We start from the raw sequence: 21,774 nt of genomic DNA, 5'->3' as shown, positions 1-21,774 counted from the left end.
GTTCACATCCCGGCTTCATTCAAAGCCATATATGGCTTGACTTGGCCGCTTCGTTTCAGAAGAATCCAAGGTTCGCTGCAGTGGGCCGGCCGCAAGCTGGTTTTACTCGGCAGACAAGAGGTGCTACCCGCGCCGCAAAGTTTCACCCTGTTTCGCGTTACCTCGCGCTGGGTGGAGGCTCTCCGTAACACAAACAGGAGTGTCTCCAGGTTCTGCTCAATCGGCAGTCGACGTAGCCGGCGATTACATTCGCCCATGTCTGCCGGGCAGCCATCCAAGTCGGTCCCCCACGTTGGGGGTTTCCGTATATAGCGTTCTAGAGGTGACAACGTGGAACTTTTATCCGGCGCTGAAATGGTCGTCCGCTCCCTGCGTGACGAAGGCGTTAAGTACATCTACGGGTACCCGGGCGGTGCCCTCCTGCATATCTACGACGCTCTCTTCAAAGAGAACGAAGTGACCCATATTCTGGTTCGCCACGAGCAGGCCGCTACCCACATGGCCGACGGCTATGCGCGTGCCACCGGCAAACCTGGCGTGGTGCTGGTGACCTCCGGTCCCGGCGCGACCAACGCCGTTACCGGCATCGCCACTGCCTACATGGACTCCATCCCGATGGTGGTGATCTCCGGCCAGGTGGCGAGCAACATGGTCGGCACCGACGCGTTCCAGGAAACCGACATGGTCGGTATCTCCCGCCCGATCGTGAAGCACAGCTTCATCATCAAGCACCCGTCGGAAATCCCAGAGGTCATCAAGAAGGCCTTCTATATCGCCCAGTCCGGGCGTCCTGGCCCGGTGGTGATCGATATCCCGAAGGACATGGGCGATCCGACCCAGAAGTTCGAATACAACTACCCGAAGAAGGTGAAGCTGCGCTCCTACAGCCCGGCGGTCCGTGGCCACTCCGGCCAGATCCGCAAGGCAGCAGAGATGATGCTGGCCGCCAAGCGCCCGATCATCTACGCCGGTGGTGGCGTGATCATGGGCAATGCCGCCGAGCCGCTGACGGAAGTCGCGCGCATGCTCAATGTGCCGGTGACCAATACCCTGATGGGTTTGGGTGGCTATCCGGGTACCGATCGCCAGTTCGTCGGCATGCTCGGCATGCACGGCAGCTACACCGCGAACCTCGCGATGCACCACGCTGACGTGATCTTCGCTGTCGGCGCGCGTTTCGACGATCGCGTGATCAACGGCGAGACCGCCGCCAAGTTCTGCCCGAACGCCAAGATCATCCACGTCGACATCGACCCGGCCTCGATCTCCAAGACCGTGAAGGCTGACATCCCGATCGTTGGCCCGGTGGATAGCGTCCTGACCGAAATGGTCGCGATCCTCAAGGAAATCGGCGAGACCCCGAACAAGGAAGCCCAGGCTGCCTGGTGGAAGCAGATCGAGGAATGGCGAGGCACCCGCGGCCTGTTCCCGTACAACATGGGCGACGGCAGCATCATCAAGCCGCAGACCGTGATCGAGACTCTCTGCGAAGTCACTCACGGTGATGCCTTCGTCGCTTCCGACGTGGGTCAGCACCAGATGTTCGCGGCGCAGTACTACCGCTTCAACAAGCCCAACCGCTGGATCAACTCCGGTGGCCTGGGCACCATGGGTTTTGGCTTCCCGGCCGCCATGGGCGTGAAGCTGAACTTCCCCGAAGCCGACGTCGCCTGCGTGACCGGTGAAGGCAGCATCCAGATGAACATCCAGGAGCTGTCCACCTGCCTGCAGTACGACCTGCCGGTGAAGATCGTCAACCTGAACAACGGTGCGCTGGGCATGGTCCGCCAATGGCAGGACATGCAGTACAACAGCCGCTATTCGCACTCCTACATGGAATCGCTGCCGGACTTCGTCAAGTTGGCTGAAGCGTATGGCCACGTCGGCATGCGCATCACCGACCTGAAGGACCTGAAGCCGATGATGGAAGAAGCCTTCGCGATGAAGAATCGCCTGGTCTTCCTCGACATCCAGGTCGATACCAGCGAGCACGTCTACCCGATGCAGATCCGCGGTGGTGCGATGCGCGACATGTGGCTGAGCAAGACGGAGCGTACCTGATCATGCGACACATCATTTCCCTGCTGCTGGAAAACGAACCCGGCGCGCTCTCCCGCGTTGTCGGCCTGTTCTCCCAGCGCAACTACAACATCGAAAGCCTGACCGTCGCCCCGACCGAGGACCCGACGCTGTCGCGCCTGACCCTGACCACCGCCGGTCAGGATGAAGTCATCGAGCAGATCACCAAGAACCTCAACAAGCTCATCGAGGTGGTAAAACTGGTGAACCTCTCGGAGAGCGCGCACATCGAGCGCGAGTTGATGCTGGTGAAAGTGAAGGCTACCGGCGCCCAGCGCGCCGAGGTCAAGCGCACCACCGACATCTTCCGCGGGCAGATCGTCGACGTCACCAGCAGCGTCTACACCGTGCAGCTGGCCGGCACCAGCGACAAGCTGGACAGCTTCATCCAGGCCATCGGCACCGCGTCGATCCTCGAAGTTGTCCGCAGTGGCGTCACCGGCATTGCCCGTGGCGACAAGACTCTCAGCATCTGATTTGAAATACGGCCCACGAGGCCAACTGACAGGGGATTACCCAAATGCGCGTTTTCTACGATAAAGACTGTGACCTCTCCATCGTTCAGGGCAAGAAAGTTGCCATCATCGGTTACGGTTCCCAGGGTCACGCCCACGCCTGCAACCTGAAAGACTCCGGCGTCGACGTCACCGTCGGCCTGCGTGCGGGTTCTTCTTCCGTTGCCAAGGCTCAGAACCACGGCCTGAAAGTCGCTGAAGTGGCTGAAGCCGTTGCCGCTGCCGACCTGGTCATGATCCTGACCCCGGACGAGTTCCAGGGCCGCCTGTACAAGGACGAGATCGAGCCGAACCTGAAGAAGGGCGCTACCCTGGCCTTCGCTCACGGCTTCTCCATCCACTACAACCAGGTCGTTCCGCGCGCTGACCTCGACGTGATCATGATCGCGCCGAAAGCCCCGGGCCACACCGTGCGCTCCGAGTTCGTCAAGGGCGGCGGCATCCCTGACCTGATCGCCATCTACCAGGACGCTTCGGGCAATGCCAAGAACGTCGCGCTGTCCTACGCCTGCGGCGTCGGCGGCGGCCGTACCGGCATCATTGAAACCACCTTCAAGGACGAAACCGAAACCGACCTGTTCGGCGAGCAGGCTGTTCTGTGCGGCGGTTGTGTCGAGCTGGTGAAGGCCGGTTTCGAAACCCTGGTTGAAGCCGGCTACGCTCCGGAAATGGCCTACTTCGAGTGCCTGCACGAACTGAAGCTGATCGTTGACCTCATGTACGAAGGCGGCATCGCCAACATGAACTACTCGATCTCGAACAACGCCGAATACGGCGAGTACGTGACCGGTCCGGAAGTCATCAACGCGGAATCCCGTCAGGCCATGCGCAATGCTCTGAAGCGCATCCAGGACGGTGAGTACGCCAAGATGTTCATCTCCGAAGGCGCCACCAACTACCCGTCGATGACCGCCAAGCGCCGTAACAACGCCGCTCACGGCATCGAAGTCATCGGCGAGCAGCTGCGCGCCATGATGCCGTGGATCGCTGCCAACAAGATCGTCGACAAGACCAAGAACTAAGGTCATTTCGACGAACGAAGAAACGCGGCGCTTGCCGCGTTTTTTCGTTTAGGGGCGGTGATCTGGTATAAAGCGGGGGCGTCGGGTGAGTCTGCGCAGTAGCGTGCCCCGACGAATCTCAGCCTCAACGAGTTCTCAAGGAATCGTCCATGAGTGAAGGTCACGAGGAGCCCAACAAGGCTTCCGACACCGAAGAAAGTCTGCTGCCCATCGATGAGCACATCGAAGAAGGCCATGATGCCGAAGGTCGCAAGGTTCGACATCGCGGCATCTACCTGCTGCCCAACCTGTTCACCACCGCGGCACTGTTCACCGGCCTCTACGCCATCATCAATGCCATGAACGGCGACTTCTCCAACGCCGCTATCGCCATTTTCGTCGCCATGGTCCTCGACGGCCTCGATGGTCGTGTGGCCCGCCTGACCAATACCCAGAGTGCCTTCGGCGCCGAGTACGACTCGCTGTCCGACATGGTCGCCTTCGGCGTCGCGCCGGCGCTGGTTGCCTTCGAGTGGGCGCTGAGCAGCCTGGGCAAGGTCGGCTGGATGGTTGCCTTCATCTATGTGGCGGGTGCCGCTCTGCGTCTGGCCCGCTTCAATACCCAGGTGGGCAAGGCCGACAAGCGCTACTTCATTGGTCTGGCCAGTCCGGCTGCCGCGGCATTGGTTGCCGGTACGGTGTGGGCGTTCGCCGACTTCGACGTGCAGGGCGCCAAGGTTTCCCTGCTGGTTGCTCTGATGGTCGCTGCCGCCGGCATGCTGATGGTCAGCAACATCAAGTACTACAGCTTCAAGGATCTCGACCTGCGCGGCCGCGTGCCGTTCATGGCGATCCTGGTGGTGGTGCTGGCATTCGCCGTGGTCTTCACCGACCCGCCGCGCATCCTGCTCCTGCTGTTCCTTGCATACGCCACCTCCGGCCCGGTGCAATACTTGTTGCAATTGCGCCGTCGCAAGCAGCCGCCTGTCGTGTAATTTCCAGCGGGCTCCGCAGTCTACTGGCGCATACAGCCAGCCGTTGCGGAGCCCGTCATGCTGATCAAGTCGTCCTGTCTTTCCGATTGCCACGAATCGGAAGTCACTCCTGAATCCCTCTATCTCTCCCGTCGCCACTTCCTCGGCGGTGCGATGGCGGCTGCCGCACTCTCCGGCTTGCCCCGGCTGGGCTTTGCCGAGAGTGGTCGCTATGCCGATGTCGCCGAAGCTGCCGCGCCTTCCTGGTTCGCCGAAAAGCTGTCTGCTACCCGCTGGGATGCGGTGACGGTGAAAGATGAGGCCATCACGCCGTTCAAGGATGCGACCACCTACAACAACTTCTATGAGTTCGGCCCGGACAAAGGGGATCCCGCTGCGAATGCCGGCGCCCTGAAGACCGAGCCGTGGTCAGTGGTAATCGATGGGGAGGTGAGCAAGCCTGGCAAATATGCGCTGGAGGATTTCATCAAACCCTACCAGTTGGAGGAGCGCGTCTACCGGCTGCGTTGTGTTGAGGCCTGGTCGATGGTCATTCCGTGGATCGGCTTTCCGATCTCGGAGTTGATCAAGCGGGTAGAGCCGACCAGCAAGGCGAAGTTCGTGCGCTTCGAAACGCTGGTGGATCGCAAGGCCATGCCGGGTGTGCAATCCAATTTCGCCTTGATTGACTGGCCCTATGTAGAAGGGTTGCGCATGGATGAGGCAATGCACCCATTGGCGATACTGGCAGTCGGCATGTATGGGCGAGTGCTGGCAAACCAGAACGGTGCGCCGCTTCGTCTGGTTGTGCCGTGGAAATATGGCTTCAAAGGCGCCAAATCCATTGTTCGGATCAGCTTCGTCGAGGAGCAGCCGAAGACTACCTGGCAGAGCCTGGCTGCGGATGAGTACGGCTTCTTTGCCAACGTGAATCCGACGGTGGACCACCCTCGCTGGAGCCAGGCGCGTGAGCGTCGACTGCCCAGTGGGCTATTCAGCCCTAATGTTCGTCCTACTCTCATGTTTAACGGCTACGCCGACGAAGTTGCGTCGCTCTATGCAGGCATGGATCTGAGGAAGGATTACTGATGCGCTATCCGCTCTGGCGGGCCGGGGTGTTCCTGGCCGCTTTGGTGTTACCGCTCTATTGGTTGTACCAGGCATGGATCTTTGACCTCGGTCCGGATCCGGGCAAGGCATTGGTTGACCGGTTAGGGCAGGGCGGGCTCGTCCTGCTGCTCATTACCCTGGCGATGACGCCGCTACAGAAGATCACTCGCTGGGGTGGTTGGGTTCAGGTGCGTCGCCAACTGGGGTTGTGGTGCTTCACCTATATAGTGCTGCACCTGAGTGCCTATGCCATGTTCATCCTGGGGCTGGACTGGGCGCAGTTGACTGTCGAGTTGCGAAAGCGGCCCTACATCATTGTCGGGTTCGTTGCCTTCCTTGGCTTGCTCTCACTGGCGATCACGTCCAACCGCTACAGCATGCGCAGGTTGGGGGGCGGCTGGAAGAAACTGCATCGCCTGATATATGTCATCCTCGGTCTGGGATTGCTGCATATGCTGTGGGTCGTGCGGTCCGATCTGGAGCGCTGGGTGATCTATGCCGCCATAGGGCTGCTCCTGATGTTGCTGCGGGCTCCGCCTGTGGCGCGTCGTTTGCCGTTGCTGCGGGGCCGCCTGGCGGCTAACTGAAGAAAGTTTAAATTAGTCGTTGACGGCCGATTTAAACTCCCTATAATGCGCACCACTCCCAGCGACGAAGCGCTGAAAGAACTTGAAAATCAAGTACTTACAGAGGTCTTAAGTTGAGAGTGGTGGTCAGGCAGGTGATTCACTTGTCGCTTTCGTCAGTCGCTTTGGTGGCTCGCTGAAAAGAAGATCACCGAGGTGCTTGACAGTGAGTTCGATCGCTGTAGAATGCGCCTCCCGCTGATGAGAAGGTTTCCTTCGCTGAGGCACAAGCGATTGAGTAGAAAAGAAATTTTCGAAAAATAAAGCTTGACGAAAGATGAGGTTAGCGTAGAATGTGCGCCTCGGTTGAGACGAAAGCCTTAACCAACTGCTCTTTAACAAGTTGAATCAAGCAATTCGTGTGGGTGCTTGTGATGTAAGACTGATGATCGACTGATTATCAGCAACGCAAGTAACACTCGTGAATTCGAGAGTTTTAGCTCTTTAAATAGAGCATGCGATTGCTGAGCCAAGTTTAGGGTTTTCTCAAAACCCAAGCAGTATTGAACTGAAGAGTTTGATCATGGCTCAGATTGAACGCTGGCGGCAGGCCTAACACATGCAAGTCGAGCGGATGAGTGGAGCTTGCTCCATGATTCAGCGGCGGACGGGTGAGTAATGCCTAGGAATCTGCCTGGTAGTGGGGGACAACGTTTCGAAAGGAACGCTAATACCGCATACGTCCTACGGGAGAAAGCAGGGGACCTTCGGGCCTTGCGCTATCAGATGAGCCTAGGTCGGATTAGCTAGTTGGTGGGGTAAAGGCCTACCAAGGCGACGATCCGTAACTGGTCTGAGAGGATGATCAGTCACACTGGAACTGAGACACGGTCCAGACTCCTACGGGAGGCAGCAGTGGGGAATATTGGACAATGGGCGAAAGCCTGATCCAGCCATGCCGCGTGTGTGAAGAAGGTCTTCGGATTGTAAAGCACTTTAAGTTGGGAGGAAGGGCAGTAAGTTAATACCTTGCTGTTTTGACGTTACCAACAGAATAAGCACCGGCTAACTTCGTGCCAGCAGCCGCGGTAATACGAAGGGTGCAAGCGTTAATCGGAATTACTGGGCGTAAAGCGCGCGTAGGTGGTTTGGTAAGATGGATGTGAAATCCCCGGGCTCAACCTGGGAACTGCATCCATAACTGCCTGACTAGAGTACGGTAGAGGGTGGTGGAATTTCCTGTGTAGCGGTGAAATGCGTAGATATAGGAAGGAACACCAGTGGCGAAGGCGACCACCTGGACTGATACTGACACTGAGGTGCGAAAGCGTGGGGAGCAAACAGGATTAGATACCCTGGTAGTCCACGCCGTAAACGATGTCGACTAGCCGTTGGGATCCTTGAGATCTTAGTGGCGCAGCTAACGCGATAAGTCGACCGCCTGGGGAGTACGGCCGCAAGGTTAAAACTCAAATGAATTGACGGGGGCCCGCACAAGCGGTGGAGCATGTGGTTTAATTCGAAGCAACGCGAAGAACCTTACCTGGCCTTGACATGTCCGGAATCTTGCAGAGATGCGAGAGTGCCTTCGGGAATCGGAACACAGGTGCTGCATGGCTGTCGTCAGCTCGTGTCGTGAGATGTTGGGTTAAGTCCCGTAACGAGCGCAACCCTTGTCCTTAGTTACCAGCACGTTATGGTGGGCACTCTAAGGAGACTGCCGGTGACAAACCGGAGGAAGGTGGGGATGACGTCAAGTCATCATGGCCCTTACGGCCAGGGCTACACACGTGCTACAATGGTCGGTACAGAGGGTTGCCAAGCCGCGAGGTGGAGCTAATCCCATAAAACCGATCGTAGTCCGGATCGCAGTCTGCAACTCGACTGCGTGAAGTCGGAATCGCTAGTAATCGTGAATCAGAATGTCACGGTGAATACGTTCCCGGGCCTTGTACACACCGCCCGTCACACCATGGGAGTGGGTTGCTCCAGAAGTAGCTAGTCTAACCGCAAGGGGGACGGTTACCACGGAGTGATTCATGACTGGGGTGAAGTCGTAACAAGGTAGCCGTAGGGGAACCTGCGGCTGGATCACCTCCTTAATCGAAGATCTCAGCTTCTTCATAAGCTCCCACACGAATTGCTTGATTCACTGGTTAGACGATTGGGTCTGTAGCTCAGTTGGTTAGAGCGCACCCCTGATAAGGGTGAGGTCGGCAGTTCGAATCTGCCCAGACCCACCAATTGTTGTGGTGTGCTGCTGATCCGATGGGGCCATAGCTCAGCTGGGAGAGCGCCTGCTTTGCACGCAGGAGGTCAGGAGTTCGATCCTCCTTGGCTCCACCATTAATCGTCGAAAGCTCAGACATGAATGTTCAGGTTGAACGAACATTGATGTCTGGTCTTTGTGCCAGAACTGTTCTTTAAAAATTTGGGTATGTGATAGAAGTAGACTGAATAATCTCTTTCACTGGTGATTATTCAAGTCAAGGTAAAATTTGCGAGTTCAAGCGCGAATTTTCGGCGAATGTCGTCTTCACGTTCGAGACAATAACCAGATTGCTTGGGGTTATATGGTCAAGTGAAGAAGCGCATACGGTGGATGCCTTGGCAGTCAGAGGCGATGAAAGACGTGGTAGCCTGCGATAAGCTTCGGGGAGTCGGCAAACAGACTTTGATCCGGAGATCTCTGAATGGGGAAACCCACCCGAGATAACTCGGGTATCTTGCACTGAATACATAGGTGTAAGAGGCGAACCAGGGGAACTGAAACATCTAAGTACCCTGAGGAAAAGAAATCAACCGAGATTCCCTTAGTAGTGGCGAGCGAACGGGGATTAGCCCTTAAGCTTCTTTGAATCTAACAGAACGCTCTGGAAAGTGCGGCCATAGTGGGTGATAGCCCCGTATGTGAAAGGTTCTTTGAAGTGAAATCGAGTAGGACGGAGCACGAGAAACTTTGTCTGAATATGGGGGGACCATCCTCCAAGGCTAAATACTACTGACTGACCGATAGTGAACCAGTACCGTGAGGGAAAGGCGAAAAGAACCCCGGAGAGGGGAGTGAAATAGAACCTGAAACCGTATGCGTACAAGCAGTGGGAGCCTACTTGTTAGGTGACTGCGTACCTTTTGTATAATGGGTCAGCGACTTATATTCAGTGGCGAGCTTAACCGTATAGGGAAGGCGTAGCGAAAGCGAGTCTTAATAGGGCGTTTTAGTCGCTGGGTATAGACCCGAAACCGGGCGATCTATCCATGAGCAGGTTGAAGGTTAGGTAACACTGACTGGAGGACCGAACCCACTCCCGTTGAAAAGGTAGGGGATGACTTGTGGATCGGAGTGAAAGGCTAATCAAGCTCGGAGATAGCTGGTTCTCCTCGAAAGCTATTTAGGTAGCGCCTCACGTATCACTCCAGGGGGTAGAGCACTGTTTCGGCTAGGGGGTCATCCCGACTTACCAAACCGATGCAAACTCCGAATACCTGGAAGTGTCAGCGTGGGAGACACACGGCGGGTGCTAACGTCCGTCGTGAAAAGGGAAACAACCCAGACCGTCAGCTAAGGTCCCAAAGTTATGGTTAAGTGGTAAACGATGTGGGAAGGCTTAGACAGCTAGGAGGTTGGCTTAGAAGCAGCCACCCTTTAAAGAAAGCGTAATAGCTCACTAGTCGAGTCGGCCTGCGCGGAAGATGTAACGGGGCTCAAACCATACACCGAAGCTACGGGTGCATCGCAAGATGTGCGGTAGAGGAGCGTTCTGTAAGCCTGTGAAGGTGAGTTGAGAAGCTTGCTGGAGGTATCAGAAGTGCGAATGCTGACATGAGTAACGACAATGGGAGTGAAAAACTCCCACGCCGAAAGACCAAGGGTTCCTGCGCAACGTTAATCGACGCAGGGTTAGTCGGTCCCTAAGGCGAGGCTGAAGAGCGTAGTCGATGGGAAACAGGTTAATATTCCTGTACTTCTAGTTACTGCGATGGAGGGACGGAGAAGGCTAGGCCAGCTTGGCGTTGGTTGTCCAAGTTTAAGGTGGTAGGCAGAGATCTTAGGTAAATCCGGGATCTTAATGCCGAGAGCTGATGACGAGTCATCTTTTAGATGATGAAGTGGTTGATGCCATGCTTCCAGGAAAAGCTTCTAAGCTTCAGGTAACTAGGAACCGTACCCCAAACCGACACAGGTGGTTGGGTAGAGAATACCAAGGCGCTTGAGAGAACTCGGGTGAAGGAACTAGGCAAAATGGCACCGTAACTTCGGGAGAAGGTGCGCCGGCGAGGGTTAAGGATTTACTCCGTAAGCCCATGCCGGTCGAAGATACCAGGCCGCTGCGACTGTTTATTAAAAACACAGCACTCTGCAAACACGAAAGTGGACGTATAGGGTGTGACGCCTGCCCGGTGCCGGAAGGTTAATTGATGGGGTTAGCGAAAGCGAAGCTCTTGATCGAAGCCCCGGTAAACGGCGGCCGTAACTATAACGGTCCTAAGGTAGCGAAATTCCTTGTCGGGTAAGTTCCGACCTGCACGAATGGCGTAACGATGGCGGCGCTGTCTCCACCCGAGACTCAGTGAAATTGAAATCGCTGTGAAGATGCAGTGTATCCGCGGCTAGACGGAAAGACCCCGTGAACCTTTACTGTAGCTTTGCACTGGACTTTGAGCCTGCTTGTGTAGGATAGGTGGGAGGCTTTGAAGCGTGGACGCCAGTCTGCGTGGAGCCATCCTTGAAATACCACCCTGGCATGCTTGAGGTTCTAACTCTGGTCCGTTATCCGGATCGAGGACAGTGTATGGTGGGCAGTTTGACTGGGGCGGTCTCCTCCTAAAGAGTAACGGAGGAGTACGAAGGTGCGCTCAGACCGGTCGGAAATCGGTCGTAGAGTATAAAGGCAAAAGCGCGCTTGACTGCGAGACAGACACGTCGAGCAGGTACGAAAGTAGGTCTTAGTGATCCGGTGGTTCTGTATGGAAGGGCCATCGCTCAACGGATAAAAGGTACTCCGGGGATAACAGGCTGATACCGCCCAAGAGTTCATATCGACGGCGGTGTTTGGCACCTCGATGTCGGCTCATCACATCCTGGGGCTGAAGCCGGTCCCAAGGGTATGGCTGTTCGCCATTTAAAGTGGTACGCGAGCTGGGTTTAGAACGTCGTGAGACAGTTCGGTCCCTATCTGCCGTGGACGTTTGAGATTTGAGAGGGGCTGCTCCTAGTACGAGAGGACCGGAGTGGACGAACCTCTGGTGTTCCGGTTGTCACGCCAGTGGCATTGCCGGGTAGCTATGTTCGGAATAGATAACCGCTGAAAGCATCTAAGCGGGAAACTAGCCTCAAGATGAGATCTCACTGGGAACTTGATTCCCCTGAAGGGCCGTCGAAGACTACGACGTTGATAGGTCGGGTGTGTAAGCGCTGTGAGGCGTTGAGCTAACCGATACTAATTGCCCGTGAGGCTTGACCATATAACACCCAAACAATTTGCGTGTTGTACGGTGAAGACGTAACGAACCGAAAGTTCGTGTGAACCGCAAATTACCTGTCACATACCTGAATCTGGATGAGCGTGTGCACCTGCAACGAGCATCCGAAAGAATTGCTTGACGACCATAGAGCGTTGGAACCACCTGATCCCATCCCGAACTCAGTAGTGAAACGACGCATCGCCGATGGTAGTGTGGAGTTTCTCCATGTGAGAGTAGGTCATCGTCAAGCTCCTATCCCAAGACCCCTGGTCAGCTTCGCTGGCCGGGGGTTTTGCTTTTGCGCGCGAAATGTCCCGGCGGCGGCTGCAGTTGAAATTCACCAGGATGTCCGTTCCCGCGGCAAGGGGCATGGCTGACAGGTTTCTCCACGATATTTGAGACGGGCTACGGGCTCCGGACAGGCAGTGGCGTCGTCTACAATAGCTTCAAATTTTTGCTGAGTTCCTACATGTCCGATATCGAAGGACCTGCCTTGCAGGACCTGCCTCTGGACGAGCTGATGGCTTGCCACGAGTGCGACCTGCTGATGCGTCGCGAGCCCGTTCCCCTCGGGCACCGATCCGTCTGTCCGCGTTGCGGATATGAACTGGAGATCCATCGTCCCCACATGGTCCGCCGCGCCCTGGCATTGGTGCTGACGGCGTTGATCCTGTACATCCCTGCAAACTTCCTGCCGATCATGCACATCACCATCCTCGGCCAGACCAGCATGGATACCGTCTGGAGCGGTGTGATCGGGCTGTACCGCTCGAACATGGCGGGCGTCGCTGTCCTGGTGTTCCTCTGCAGCATGGTGATTCCGCTGCTCAAGCTGCTCTGCCAGCTGTTCGTGCTGATATCCATTCGCTACAGGTCGTTGCGTGAGCACGGCATGCTGCTGCTGCGCGGCTACCAGCACCTGCGCGAGTGGGGAATGCTCGAGGTGTACCTGATGGGTATCCTCGTATCCATCGTCAAACTGATTGGCATGGCGGAGTTGCATGTCAGCGTCGGCCTTGCCTGTTTCATCGGCCTCCTGTTCACCCAGGTCTGGCTGGAGGTCACTATGTCCCACCATCAGGTCTGGAGCGAATTGTCAGGGGAGTTCGACGATGCGGGCCATTGACGCGGGAATCCTGGTGTGCGGCGAATGCCACCATCTCAACCGCCGCGAGGACGATGACGAGACCCATTGCAGCCGTTGCGGCGCGGTGGTGCACGAACGCCGGCCCAACAGCATTGTCCGCACCTGGGCGTTGCTGATCACCGCCGCGATTCTCTATATCCCCGCCAACCTGCTGCCGATCATGACAGTGAACTTCCTCGGTAACGGTATGCCGGCGACGATCATGGAGGGCGTGGTCGAGCTCATCAACGCGGACATGATTCCCATCGCTGCCGTCGTGTTCATCGCCAGTATCGTGGTGCCGACCTTCAAGCTGATCGGCATTGCCCTGCTGCTCTATTCGGTTCAGCGGCACCAGCCGCTTTCCGCCCTGCAACGGAACCTGATGTACCGCTTCATCGAGTGGATCGGCCGGTGGTCGATGCTCGACATCTTCGTCATCGCGATCCTGGTGACACTGGTGAATTTCGGCAACCTGGCGAGCATAGAGGCTAACCTCGGTGCGGCGGCCTTCGCCAGTGTGGTGGTCCTCACCATGCTGGCTGCTGTGACTTTCGATCCCCGGCTGATCTGGGATAACACGGACGCGGAAGAAAACGATGAGTGACCTCCCCACACCCAAGATGCGAAAGACCACCAACTGGTCGGCTATCTGGATCCTGCCGCTGATCGCATTGGCGATTGGTGCCTGGCTGGCATGGCGCGCCTACGACCAGGCGGGGATCATGATCCAGATCCAGTTCGAGAGCGGCGAGGGTATCCAGGCCAACAAGACCGAGGTGGTCTTCAAGGGCATCGGTGTCGGCAAGGTCGTCGACCTGCATGTGAACAAGCCCAACATGGGCGTCACGGCGGTGGTCGAGATGCGCAAGGAGGCGGCCGAATACCTGAGCAAAAGCACCCGCTTCTGGCTGGTCAAACCGCGCGTGTCTATCGCGGGCGTGACCGGGCTGGAAACGCTGGTCTCGGGCAACTACATCGCGGTCGACCCGGTGAAGGGTGAGCAACAGCACGAGTTCACCGCCTTGAAGGAGCCGCCGCCGCTCTCGGATAGCCTGCCAGGCCTGCACCTGACCTTGAAGGCCGAACGGCTGGGCTCCCTGGAGCAGGGCAGTCCGATCTATTACCGGCAGATCCAGGTAGGCCAGGTGAAGAGCTACCAATTGGCCGAAGACCAGAAGACCATCGAGGTGAAAGTCCATATCGAGCCGGCCTACGCCAACCTGGTGCGCAAACATACGCGTTTCTGGAATGCCAGCGGCATCACCCTTTCCGGCAGCCTCAGTGGCCTGAAGCTGCGCACCGAGTCCCTGGCGAGTATCGCCGCCGGCGGCATCGCATTCTCCACCCCGGACAACTATCCGGACAGCCCTCCCACCGATCCGACCAAGCCATTCCGCCTGTATGAGGATTTCGACGCCGCGCAGGCCGGGCTCAGCGTCAAGGTGAAGGTCAGCGACGTCAGCGGGCTCACGCCGGGCAGCACGCCGGTGATGTACAACGGCGTCGAGGTCGGCACGGTCAAGAGCATCGACATGGACAAGGACTTCAACGGCGCGACGGCGACGCTGTCCATGGACCCGCGCACCGAAGAGTTCCTCAACAGCAAGACCGAGTTCTGGATGGTCAAGCCGAGTATTTCCCTGGCCGGTATCACGGGCCTTGAGGCGCTGGTGAAGGGCAACTACCTCAACGTGCGTTTCGCCAGTGGTGGCGAACCCACGCGAGACTTTGTTATCCGGCCGAAGGCGCCACCGCTGAATCTGGACTCACCTGGGTTGCACCTGGTGCTGACGACAAACCAGTTGGGCTCGCTGGAGGTCGGCACGCCGATTCTCTACCGCCAGATGAAGGTCGGCAGCGTACAGAGCTACCAGCTGTCTCGTCGCGATCCATCGCGACTGATCATCGGTGTGCACATCGAGCCCGAGTACGCCAATCTGGTGAATACATCGTCGCGGTTCTGGAATATCAGCGGCGTGACCATCAGTGGCGGCCTGGACGGCATCAAGCTGAAGAGCGAGTCGCTGCAGACGCTGCTCGCTGGCGGTATCGCCTTCGACACGCCCGATCCCAAGGCCCCGGCGGTGACCAAGGTGCGCCGCTTCGCACTCTTCGACAGCGAGGACGACGCGCACCTCAAGGGGCAGATGATCGAGTTGCGTGCCGATACTGCCGATGGCCTGAAGGAAGGTACCGTCCTGCGCTACAAGGGCCTGGAAGTCGGTCGCGTCGAACAGGTCGAGCTGAGCAAGGACCTGCAGAGCGTCCAGCTGAAAGCACGCCTCACCCGTGGAGGCGATCGTATCGCCCGCCAGGGCAGCCGCTTCTGGGTCGTGGGACCGCAGGTTGGCCTGTCTGGTGTCAGCAACCTGGGCACCATCGTCAGCGGTCAATACATCGAGGTGCTGCCGGCGCCCAAGCCTGGCCAGGAGCAGACCAGCTTCAGCCTGCTGGACGGCGAGCCCAATCGGCTGCTGGACGCCGACGGCCTGCGCCTGACCCTGAGCGCGGCCCGTCGTGGTTCGCTCAAGACCGGCGTGCCGGTGACCTACCGCGAGGTGCAGGTCGGCAAGGTGACGTCCTTCGAGCTGGGCGAGACGGCTGATCGCGTGCTGATCCACATCCTGATCGAGCCGCGCTACGCAACCCTGGTACGCACGGGTAGCCGCTTCTGGAACACCAGCGGCTTCGGTGTGGATGCCGGCCTGTTCAAGGGGGTGAAGGTACGCACGGAGTCGATGGAGACCATCCTGGCCGGCGGCGTCGCCTTCGCCACGCCGAACAATGCCGAGATGGGCGCGCCGGCCAAGCCAGGTCAGACCTTCGCGCTGTTCGACGAGGCCAACGACGAATGGTTGGACTGGGCGCCGAAGATTCCGCTGGGCAGGGCGCAGTGAGTTAACACCGAATAGAAAAAGGGCTGCGCTGGCGGCCCTTTTTCATTCTCGGGTAGAGCGTGCCCTCTCGGTGGTGTGCCAGCCCGGAAAAGAAAAAGCCCCGCAATGCGGGGCTTTTCTTCAACGCCACAAGCATCACGCCGGCTCGGCGCTGGCCTCCACGTCGTTGTGCGCGGCTTTTTCGGTATCCCGGCGACGGATGTACTTCCAGTCCGCTTCGTCGATGTAGATACCGTTGGGGCCGCTGCCGCCTTCCAGGTCGATGGCCACCTGGGCCGAGACCTGCGGCTTCACGCTCGCCAGGATCGGCACGAAGCCCAGCTGCAGGCTGGTCTCCAGCAGGGCCGACTGGTTGCGTTCGTCGATGTCCGCCGCCTCGTCGAGGTAGTAGGGCAGGCGCACACGGCCGGCCTGCTCGCGGTCCATCAGGTGCAACAACAGGTACATGTTGGTCAGCGCCTTGATGGTCATGGTGGTGCCGTTGGATGCCGCACCGTCGATGTCGGTGTGCATGATCGGCTGGCCGCCCATCTTGGTGATCTCGAACGCCAGCTCGAACAGGTCCTTCAGGCCCAGTTGGTTGTTGTTCGCCGCCACCAGGCGCGACAGGTAGTCCTTGGCTTCTTCGTTCTTCGCATCCTGTTCGGCGCTCTGGGTCAGGTCGAAGACGGAGAGGTTCTCGCCCTCTTCGTACTGGCCGGCGCTGTGGATGATCTGATCGATGTGCTTGAGCGCGTCCTTGTTCGGCGCCAGCACGATGCGGAAGCTTTGCAGGTTCGACACTTGGCGCTTGTTGATCTCGCGGTTGAACAGCGCCAGCTGGTGTTCCAGATTGTCGTAGTCGCTGCGGATGTTGCGCAGGGTACGGGCGATGTCGGTGACCGCCGCACGGCGCGCCTTGGCCAGGGTCATGGCTTCGTCAGTACGGTGCGCGTAGGCGTTGATGAGCAACTGCAGGCGACGCTCCGGATCATCCTCGCTGTCGAACTTGGCGACACCCTTCAGGCGCACCTGGGCGTACAGCGCCTCGATCTGGCCGTCCACGCGCTGCAGCGACTGCCAGGTGTCCTGGTAGTCGTTGAGCAGCGGCAGCAGGTTGTCCATGGAGTCGTCGACCGGATCCATGAACGGGATGCCGAAGGGCAGGTTGGCCGGCAGCAGCTGGCGACGGCGCAGGGCGTCGTCGAGGGTACGCTGCTTGGCTTCCATATCGGCCAGTTGGCGGCCGATCAGTTGCAGCTTGGCGGAGAGCTGCTGGACGCGTTCGGTGAAGGCGTCGGCAGAGCGCTTGAGTTCGTCCTGGGTGGCTTCCAGCTGGGCAAGCTGTTCCAGCTTGCCCGGTTCCTCTGCGTTCAGGGTCTGGCTGCGGCGGAAGTCTTCCAGTGCCTTTTGCGCGTCGAGCACGTCCTGGTACAGCTTGTCCGCCTGCGCCTTGCTGGCGTTGCGGTCAGCGGCGACAGCCTGCTGGGTCTTGAGCTGCTTGAGCTCCTTCTCCAGGCGCTCCTTCTGGTCGCGCAGGGCGGCGCGGTCAGCCAGGGCCTGCAGGGCTGGCGGCTCGATGGTGGAGATATCGATGGACAGGCCGGGCACTTCGAAGCGCTCGCCCTTGAAGGCGTCGAGGATTTTCTCGACGCTGCCGACCCACTGGCCGGCCTCGTCCAGGTCCACGCCTTTCTCGCCCAGCGGCAGGCTGAACAGCGCGCCGTTGAACAGGCGCATCAGGCGCTCCACGTCCTGCTGGGAGAACTCCTCGCGCAGGCGGGCATAGCTGTTGTTGTCGGCGTGCTCGAGCTGCTGGCGAACGCCTTTCAGGCGCTTCTCCAGGTCGCGCAGGCGCTCTTCCAGGTCTTCGCTGGAGAACTGACGGGAATGCGCCAGGGCGCCGGCCAGTTCGTCATGGGCGTCCTTGGCGGCGAGCAGCTGCTGCTCCAGCACCTTGACGTCGTCGACCAGCGCGAAGCGGTTTTTCAGCACGGCCAGTTCGCCCATCCAGCGCTGGATTTCGCTGATCTCGCGCTCCAGGCGCATCAGTTCGGCGGTGCTGCCACGCTGTTCGTTCTGCAGGCCGTCCTGCTCGCGGCGGTAGTGCTCGGCCTGGATGACCAGCTCTTCCTTGCGCGCGCCGGAATAGTCTTCCCAGGTGCCCAGCAGGTTATCCAGCAGCGGCGAGAGGCGGTGCATCTTGCCGCGCAGCAGTTCGCGCTGCTGCACGCCGTTGGCCAGGGCCTCGACCAGCGGGCCTGCAGCGACCAGGGCCTGGTAGTCGCCCTCCATGCGGCGCACATCGCGGAAGGCTTCTTCGCAGGCGGCGATGTAGTCGACGCTGCCCGAGCGCAGGCTGTGCTCGAAGGCATCGAGGAACAGCTGCTTGAGCTTGGCGGCGGTGATCTCGCGCATGTGCAGCAGGTTGATGAACAGCGAGCGGAAGGTCTTCAGACTCTGTTCACTGGTGGAGCGCAGCGGGATCAGCGTGAGGTCCAGCGGGATCGAGGTGTGACCGCCAACCAGCAGGCGACGCAGCTCGTCGGGCTTGAGTTCATAGGACTTGATGCCCTCGCGCTCCAGATTGGCGTACAGCTCGCGCAGGCGCAGGCAGGTGCCGTTCTTCTGGTAGTGCTCCAGGTCCAGCTCGCCCTGATAGGCGAAGAACTGGTGGCCGAAGCCGCCGCCCGGACCGCGGCCGCCGACGCCGATCACATGGCGGCCGTTGGGCAGGTCGAGCTCGACGAGGATGTAGCTGGTGTCGGTGGCGAAGTAGAACTTGCGCGAGGCTTCCAGGCTGTACTTGCCGAAGCTCATGTCGGACATGCGCGCGAGGATCGGGAACTGCAGCGCATTGATCGACGCCGACTTGCCGAGGTTATTCGCGCCGTACACCGACAGCGGCTGTTCCAGCGGGAAGATGCCGAGGCTGTAGCCGGCGGTGTTGAGCAGTGCGAAGCGGCGGATGCCGTAGCGTTCCTGGGTCATGCCTGGGCCTCCTGTTCTTCGGCGATGGCGCGGGCGAGGGCGTCTTCTTCGCTCTCTTCTTCGGCAACCTCAGCTTCCGCATGGGCGACCGGTTCGTCGATCACCACGATGGCCTCTTCGCCGTCGGCAGCCGGTTCGTCGGCGTAGGACTCCAGGATGACCACCGGCTCGTCGTCCTCCTCCATCAGCGTGGGGGCGGTGAACTGCATTTCGCTGGCGTGCAGGTTGCTGGCCAGGTCGCGGTCCTGCTGGACCGACAGGCAGACGTCGAGGAAGCGGTGGATCGGTGGCAGGAAGCGGTACACGCCGTTGTCCTCGGCGGCGAAGCCGAGCTGGGTGAGGCGGCGCATGACCTTCTCTTCCAGCTCTTCCTGGGTCGTTACCTCGGCCTGCAGGAACAGGTCGCGGTACTTCTCCAGCAGCGGCGGCAGTTCGTCGCGGCCGATGCTGCCGCCATCGAGGACTGCCAGCGGATCCCGGCCCTGATCGGCCAGGTGCTCGACGAGAATGAAGGTGAACAGCGCCAGGCGCTGGGCGGTCTTGTTCACCTGGGCGCCGATCTGCTCGGGAACGAAGTAATAGAAGCCGCGGGTATCGCAGACTAGCTCGTAGCCCAGGCTGCGGAACAGCGCGCGGTAGGCGTCCTGCTGGTTGGACAGCTGGCTGTAGAGCTCCGGGTCGCGGCGGCTGATGTGGAAGCCCTTGAACAGCTCGCGGAAGATCGGCGCGAGCTGGGTCATTTCGGTGAGATTAATCTGCATGCGATTCGCTCTTGCTGTCCTTGCCAGCGGTCGGGCCGGCGATCAGGGCGAAGGAGCACAGGCTGACGCTGTGCTGGAGAGTGTCGTATTGGCGGCGATCGAGGCGGTCGCGCTGAAAGCGGGCGTCGCGCGACAGGCGCGAGAACCAGTAGAGCAGCTCATCGGTCGCGCCTTCGGGCTCCTGTTCCAGTAACCACTGCATGAGGTCCGGCAGTGGCAGCGCAGCCTGGCAGCGGTCGAGCATTTCCCGTGCGGTGCGCGGCGAGCGCTGCGGGCCGTCGCTCTTGCGATTGCCGCTGGCCTTGGGGAAGTGCGCCGGTTTGGGCTGGAAGCTGGCGAGGGCGAAGACGTAGCTCTCGACCTGCGACGCGGTGCCGAGGAAGTTGCTCTGCGGCCGGGTGAACATCGGCAGCGCCGCTTGCGGCACGGCGTCGATGCCCTTGCGGCGGATGACCGACAGCGCCAGGGCGGCGCCACGGGTGATCGCGTTGTGCCGACGCGCTTCTTCACGCAGCGGCAGCAGCAGTTCGCGGGCGCGGCGCAGGGTGAGCTGGGCGGTGGTCTGCATTTCCAGGATGCGTGCGTGGGTGCGCAGCAACTGGTCGTCGTCCACCAGCTGGCCGAGGCGCGCCTGTTCGCTGAGCAGGCGCAGCAGCACCTGCTCCACGCGGTGCACGCCCTGTTCGAAGGCGCCGTCGGCGGAGACCAGCTGGATCATCGGCTCGACGTACTCGTCCCAGGTCGCCAGGACTTCCGCGTAGCGCTGGCGAAGCGGAATCTGCCGGTTCTGGGTCTTGGCCCGTTCGGCCACGGCGACCAGCGCCTGTTCGTCGTTGGCGAGCTTCTTCAGCACGTCGCGCACGCGCATGTCGAGCAGGCGCAGCTGGCGGGCCAGGTCGTTGCCGTCGCGCGCCTCGAATGCCTCGCGGATGTAGCCGGCGAGCCGCTCCAGGTGACGCAGGTAGGCTTCGATCTCCAGGCACAGGCCCAGCCGGTGTTCCTGCCGCAGGTAGGCGAGGAAGTCGTGGATCTGCGCATTCAGCTCGAAGCGGTTGGGGCTCTTCGCCACCGGGACGAGGATGTCCAGGCGTACCCACTGGTCGAGCAGGGCGGTGATGTCCACCGGGGTACTGTCGGGCAACTGGCTGGTGAGCTGGATGCGCAGCTCCACCAGGCTCAGGGTGCCGGCGTCGAAGCGCTCGCACAGCGGTTCGAGCAGCACCCAGTGTTCGGCAAGGGCGCGTAGTACGCGTCGTGGGTCGATCATCGGCTTGGTTGGGCCCGGAATGAACAAAGGGAGCGATTGTACTGCAAAGGCCTACCCCAGGCCGACAGGGTGACGAAACGCGTCAGTTTGCGACTGCACCAGCAGCGCCCGTGTGACGCATCTCACGAAAAAACAGGCCTAAATGGCTGAATTTTCTGGCAAGTTTTTTGCCAAAGTCTTTATCAGAGACCTAGATATCAGAGTCTGATTGACACCGATGACCTACGACGCCGCACTCGCCAAAGCCCGCTGGGCCGAACTGGAACGCCAGAACGACCTTGACTGGGACCTGGATGCGATTACCGATCGCAACGAAGCCATTGCCTTCCTGCAGCGCTTCGAGAATCGCTTGTGCATCTACTCGTCGTACGTCGAGAAGCTCTACAGCAACTACAGCTTCGTGATTCCCGAGAACCAGGAAGGCGGCATCACCATCCTCCCGGACGAACAGGCCTGGTTCGACACCTTCCACGACATCCCCGGCGACGCGGTGGAGCCTACCGGCATCCATATCCTGCCCGGCGAGACCATGGGCTACAGCGGGCTGTACCTGAAGATCCCCGGCGAGCACCGCCTGGTGGCGTCGCGCGAAATGCCGTTCCAGGATGGCCTGAAGCTGCTGATCAACCGTTACCGCATGCGGGGGGACATCTTCCTGCCGGTGCTGGTGAAGGGTGACCTGCGCGAGTACGAGGCGCGCATGCCGTCGCTGCACCTGCACCGCCTGAACACCGCCAAGCTGCAGGCTCATTCGCGGCTGAACCTCGACGCCATCAAGGGCGCGATCGCCGAGCACCTGATCGGTCTGTTCCGCCACCAGTGAGCCCCGGGCCGCTCGAAACTGTCACCCGGGTGTGACGATGGGTAACAACCCGGCCCGGACTTTCCTTTCCTCGTCTATCGTTCGGAGCGATTAACTCGACTATGGGTCGGCCCGCCGTCGCGGGTGAGTTCCTATAGTGGCATCACGGCGCCGAGTCTCGACCTGTGTCCTGAACCGATACGCCCGACGAATAACAAAAGGCCCCCGCGAACAGGG

At 59.6% G+C, this 21,774-nt stretch carries 13 protein-coding genes, 2 tRNA genes and 3 rRNA genes; 15 read left to right on the top strand and 3 right to left on the bottom strand.

Annotation, left to right across the window (positions count from 1 at the left end):
- Nucleotides 1–330: 330 nt before the first annotated feature.
- The 14 genes from AC1ZV1_RS25610 (at nt 331) to AC1ZV1_RS25545 (ending at nt 15,737) form a co-directional block, all read left to right on the top strand.
- A complete protein-coding gene (locus AC1ZV1_RS25610) occupies nt 331–2,061 on the top strand; it encodes an acetolactate synthase 3 large subunit (RefSeq protein ID WP_026078709.1) in 1,731 nt (576 codons plus the stop codon).
- 2 nt (nt 2,062–2,063) lie between these two features.
- On the top strand, nt 2,064–2,555 hold the full coding sequence (gene ilvN, locus AC1ZV1_RS25605; protein WP_017516326.1) for an acetolactate synthase small subunit: 492 nt from the start codon (nt 2,064–2,066) through the stop codon (nt 2,553–2,555).
- Between the two features lie 44 nt (nt 2,556–2,599).
- Complete coding sequence (ilvC, locus tag AC1ZV1_RS25600) at nt 2,600–3,616, top strand: ketol-acid reductoisomerase (RefSeq protein ID WP_017516327.1); 1,017 nt, start codon at nt 2,600–2,602, stop codon at nt 3,614–3,616.
- A 149-nt stretch (nt 3,617–3,765) separates the two neighbouring features.
- On the top strand, nt 3,766–4,590 hold the full coding sequence (gene pssA / locus AC1ZV1_RS25595; protein WP_484294202.1) for a CDP-diacylglycerol--serine O-phosphatidyltransferase: 825 nt from the start codon (nt 3,766–3,768) through the stop codon (nt 4,588–4,590).
- A 57-nt stretch (nt 4,591–4,647) separates the two neighbouring features.
- A complete protein-coding gene (gene msrP / locus AC1ZV1_RS25590; protein ID WP_484294201.1) occupies nt 4,648–5,658 on the top strand; it encodes a protein-methionine-sulfoxide reductase catalytic subunit MsrP in 1,011 nt (336 codons plus the stop codon).
- A complete protein-coding gene (msrQ, locus tag AC1ZV1_RS25585; RefSeq protein ID WP_484294200.1) occupies nt 5,658–6,266 on the top strand; it encodes a protein-methionine-sulfoxide reductase heme-binding subunit MsrQ in 609 nt (202 codons plus the stop codon). The genes msrP and msrQ overlap by 1 nt, the downstream gene beginning before the upstream one ends.
- Nucleotides 6,267–6,810: 544 nt before the next feature.
- Nucleotides 6,811–8,347: ribosomal RNA gene (locus AC1ZV1_RS25580) — 16S ribosomal RNA — on the top strand.
- Between the two features lie 64 nt (nt 8,348–8,411).
- Nucleotides 8,412–8,488: transfer RNA gene (locus AC1ZV1_RS25575), tRNA-Ile, on the top strand.
- Between the two features lie 27 nt (nt 8,489–8,515).
- A tRNA-Ala gene (locus AC1ZV1_RS25570) sits at nt 8,516–8,591 on the top strand.
- 229 nt (nt 8,592–8,820) lie between these two features.
- Nucleotides 8,821–11,711: ribosomal RNA gene (locus AC1ZV1_RS25565) — 23S ribosomal RNA — on the top strand.
- Nucleotides 11,712–11,845: 134 nt separating this feature from the next.
- Nucleotides 11,846–11,961 (top strand): 5S ribosomal RNA (rrf, locus tag AC1ZV1_RS25560).
- Together the 16S, 23S and 5S rRNA genes with 2 tRNA genes alongside form the textbook arrangement of a ribosomal RNA operon.
- A gap of 219 nt (nt 11,962–12,180) precedes the next feature.
- Nucleotides 12,181–12,837: a paraquat-inducible protein A gene (locus AC1ZV1_RS25555; protein WP_484294199.1), complete on the top strand. Its 657-nt coding sequence runs from the start codon at nt 12,181–12,183 to the stop codon at nt 12,835–12,837.
- A complete protein-coding gene (locus AC1ZV1_RS25550) occupies nt 12,824–13,444 on the top strand; it encodes a paraquat-inducible protein A (protein WP_484294198.1) in 621 nt (206 codons plus the stop codon). The genes AC1ZV1_RS25555 and AC1ZV1_RS25550 overlap by 14 nt, the downstream gene beginning before the upstream one ends.
- Nucleotides 13,437–15,737: a PqiB family protein gene (locus tag AC1ZV1_RS25545; protein WP_484294197.1), complete on the top strand. Its 2,301-nt coding sequence runs from the start codon at nt 13,437–13,439 to the stop codon at nt 15,735–15,737. Before AC1ZV1_RS25550 ends, AC1ZV1_RS25545 begins: the two co-directional genes overlap by 8 nt.
- Before the next feature lie 135 nt (nt 15,738–15,872).
- Here the strand turns inward: AC1ZV1_RS25545 and mksF are convergent, their stop codons facing one another.
- Genes mksF through mksB form a run of 3 tightly spaced genes read right to left on the bottom strand, consistent with a single transcriptional unit; the run spans nt 15,873 to nt 20,735 of the window.
- The gene (gene mksF, locus AC1ZV1_RS25540) at nt 15,873–18,707 is read right to left on the bottom strand and encodes an Mks condensin complex protein MksF (protein WP_484294196.1); all 2,835 of its coding nucleotides are present in this window, start codon (nt 18,705–18,707) and stop codon (nt 15,873–15,875) included.
- Nucleotides 18,704–19,468 (bottom strand): Mks condensin complex protein MksE, encoded by a 765-nt coding sequence (mksE, locus tag AC1ZV1_RS25535; protein WP_484294195.1) that lies wholly within the window; start codon nt 19,466–19,468, stop codon nt 18,704–18,706. The genes mksF and mksE overlap by 4 nt, the downstream gene beginning before the upstream one ends.
- On the bottom strand, nt 19,458–20,735 hold the full coding sequence (gene mksB, locus AC1ZV1_RS25530; protein ID WP_484294194.1) for an Mks condensin complex protein MksB: 1,278 nt from the start codon (nt 20,733–20,735) through the stop codon (nt 19,458–19,460). Before mksB ends, mksE begins: the two co-directional genes overlap by 11 nt.
- A gap of 217 nt (nt 20,736–20,952) precedes the next feature.
- Here mksB and AC1ZV1_RS25525 point away from each other — a divergent pair, with 217 nt between their 5' ends.
- Nucleotides 20,953–21,558 (top strand): hypothetical protein, encoded by a 606-nt coding sequence (locus AC1ZV1_RS25525; RefSeq protein ID WP_484294193.1) that lies wholly within the window; start codon nt 20,953–20,955, stop codon nt 21,556–21,558.
- Nucleotides 21,559–21,774 lie beyond the last annotated feature (216 nt).

The organism is Pseudomonas sp. BB438 (assembly GCF_057180225.1).
This window is presented reverse-complemented; position numbering and strand designations above follow the sequence as displayed.

Bases quoted from the DNA above. Each gene is read 5' to 3' on its own strand.
- msrQ (WP_484294200.1), top strand. From the start codon at position 5,658: ATGCGCTATCCGCTCTGGCGGGCCGGGGTGTTCCTGGCCGCTTTGGTG.
- ilvN (WP_017516326.1), top strand. From the start codon at position 2,064: ATGCGACACATCATTTCCCTGCTGCTGGAAAACGAACCCGGCGCGCTC.
- mksB (WP_484294194.1), bottom strand. From the start codon at position 20,735: ATGATCGACCCACGACGCGTACTACGCGCCCTTGCCGAACACTGGGTG.
- pssA (WP_484294202.1), top strand. From the start codon at position 3,766: ATGAGTGAAGGTCACGAGGAGCCCAACAAGGCTTCCGACACCGAAGAA.
- AC1ZV1_RS25545 (WP_484294197.1), top strand. From the start codon at position 13,437: ATGAGTGACCTCCCCACACCCAAGATGCGAAAGACCACCAACTGGTCG.
- ilvC (WP_017516327.1), top strand. From the start codon at position 2,600: ATGCGCGTTTTCTACGATAAAGACTGTGACCTCTCCATCGTTCAGGGC.
- mksE (WP_484294195.1), bottom strand. From the start codon at position 19,468: ATGCAGATTAATCTCACCGAAATGACCCAGCTCGCGCCGATCTTCCGC.
- mksF (WP_484294196.1), bottom strand. From the start codon at position 18,707: ATGACCCAGGAACGCTACGGCATCCGCCGCTTCGCACTGCTCAACACC.
- msrP (WP_484294201.1), top strand. From the start codon at position 4,648: ATGCTGATCAAGTCGTCCTGTCTTTCCGATTGCCACGAATCGGAAGTC.
- AC1ZV1_RS25525 (WP_484294193.1), top strand. From the start codon at position 20,953: ATGACCTACGACGCCGCACTCGCCAAAGCCCGCTGGGCCGAACTGGAA.
- AC1ZV1_RS25555 (WP_484294199.1), top strand. From the start codon at position 12,181: ATGTCCGATATCGAAGGACCTGCCTTGCAGGACCTGCCTCTGGACGAG.
- AC1ZV1_RS25550 (WP_484294198.1), top strand. From the start codon at position 12,824: ATGCGGGCCATTGACGCGGGAATCCTGGTGTGCGGCGAATGCCACCAT.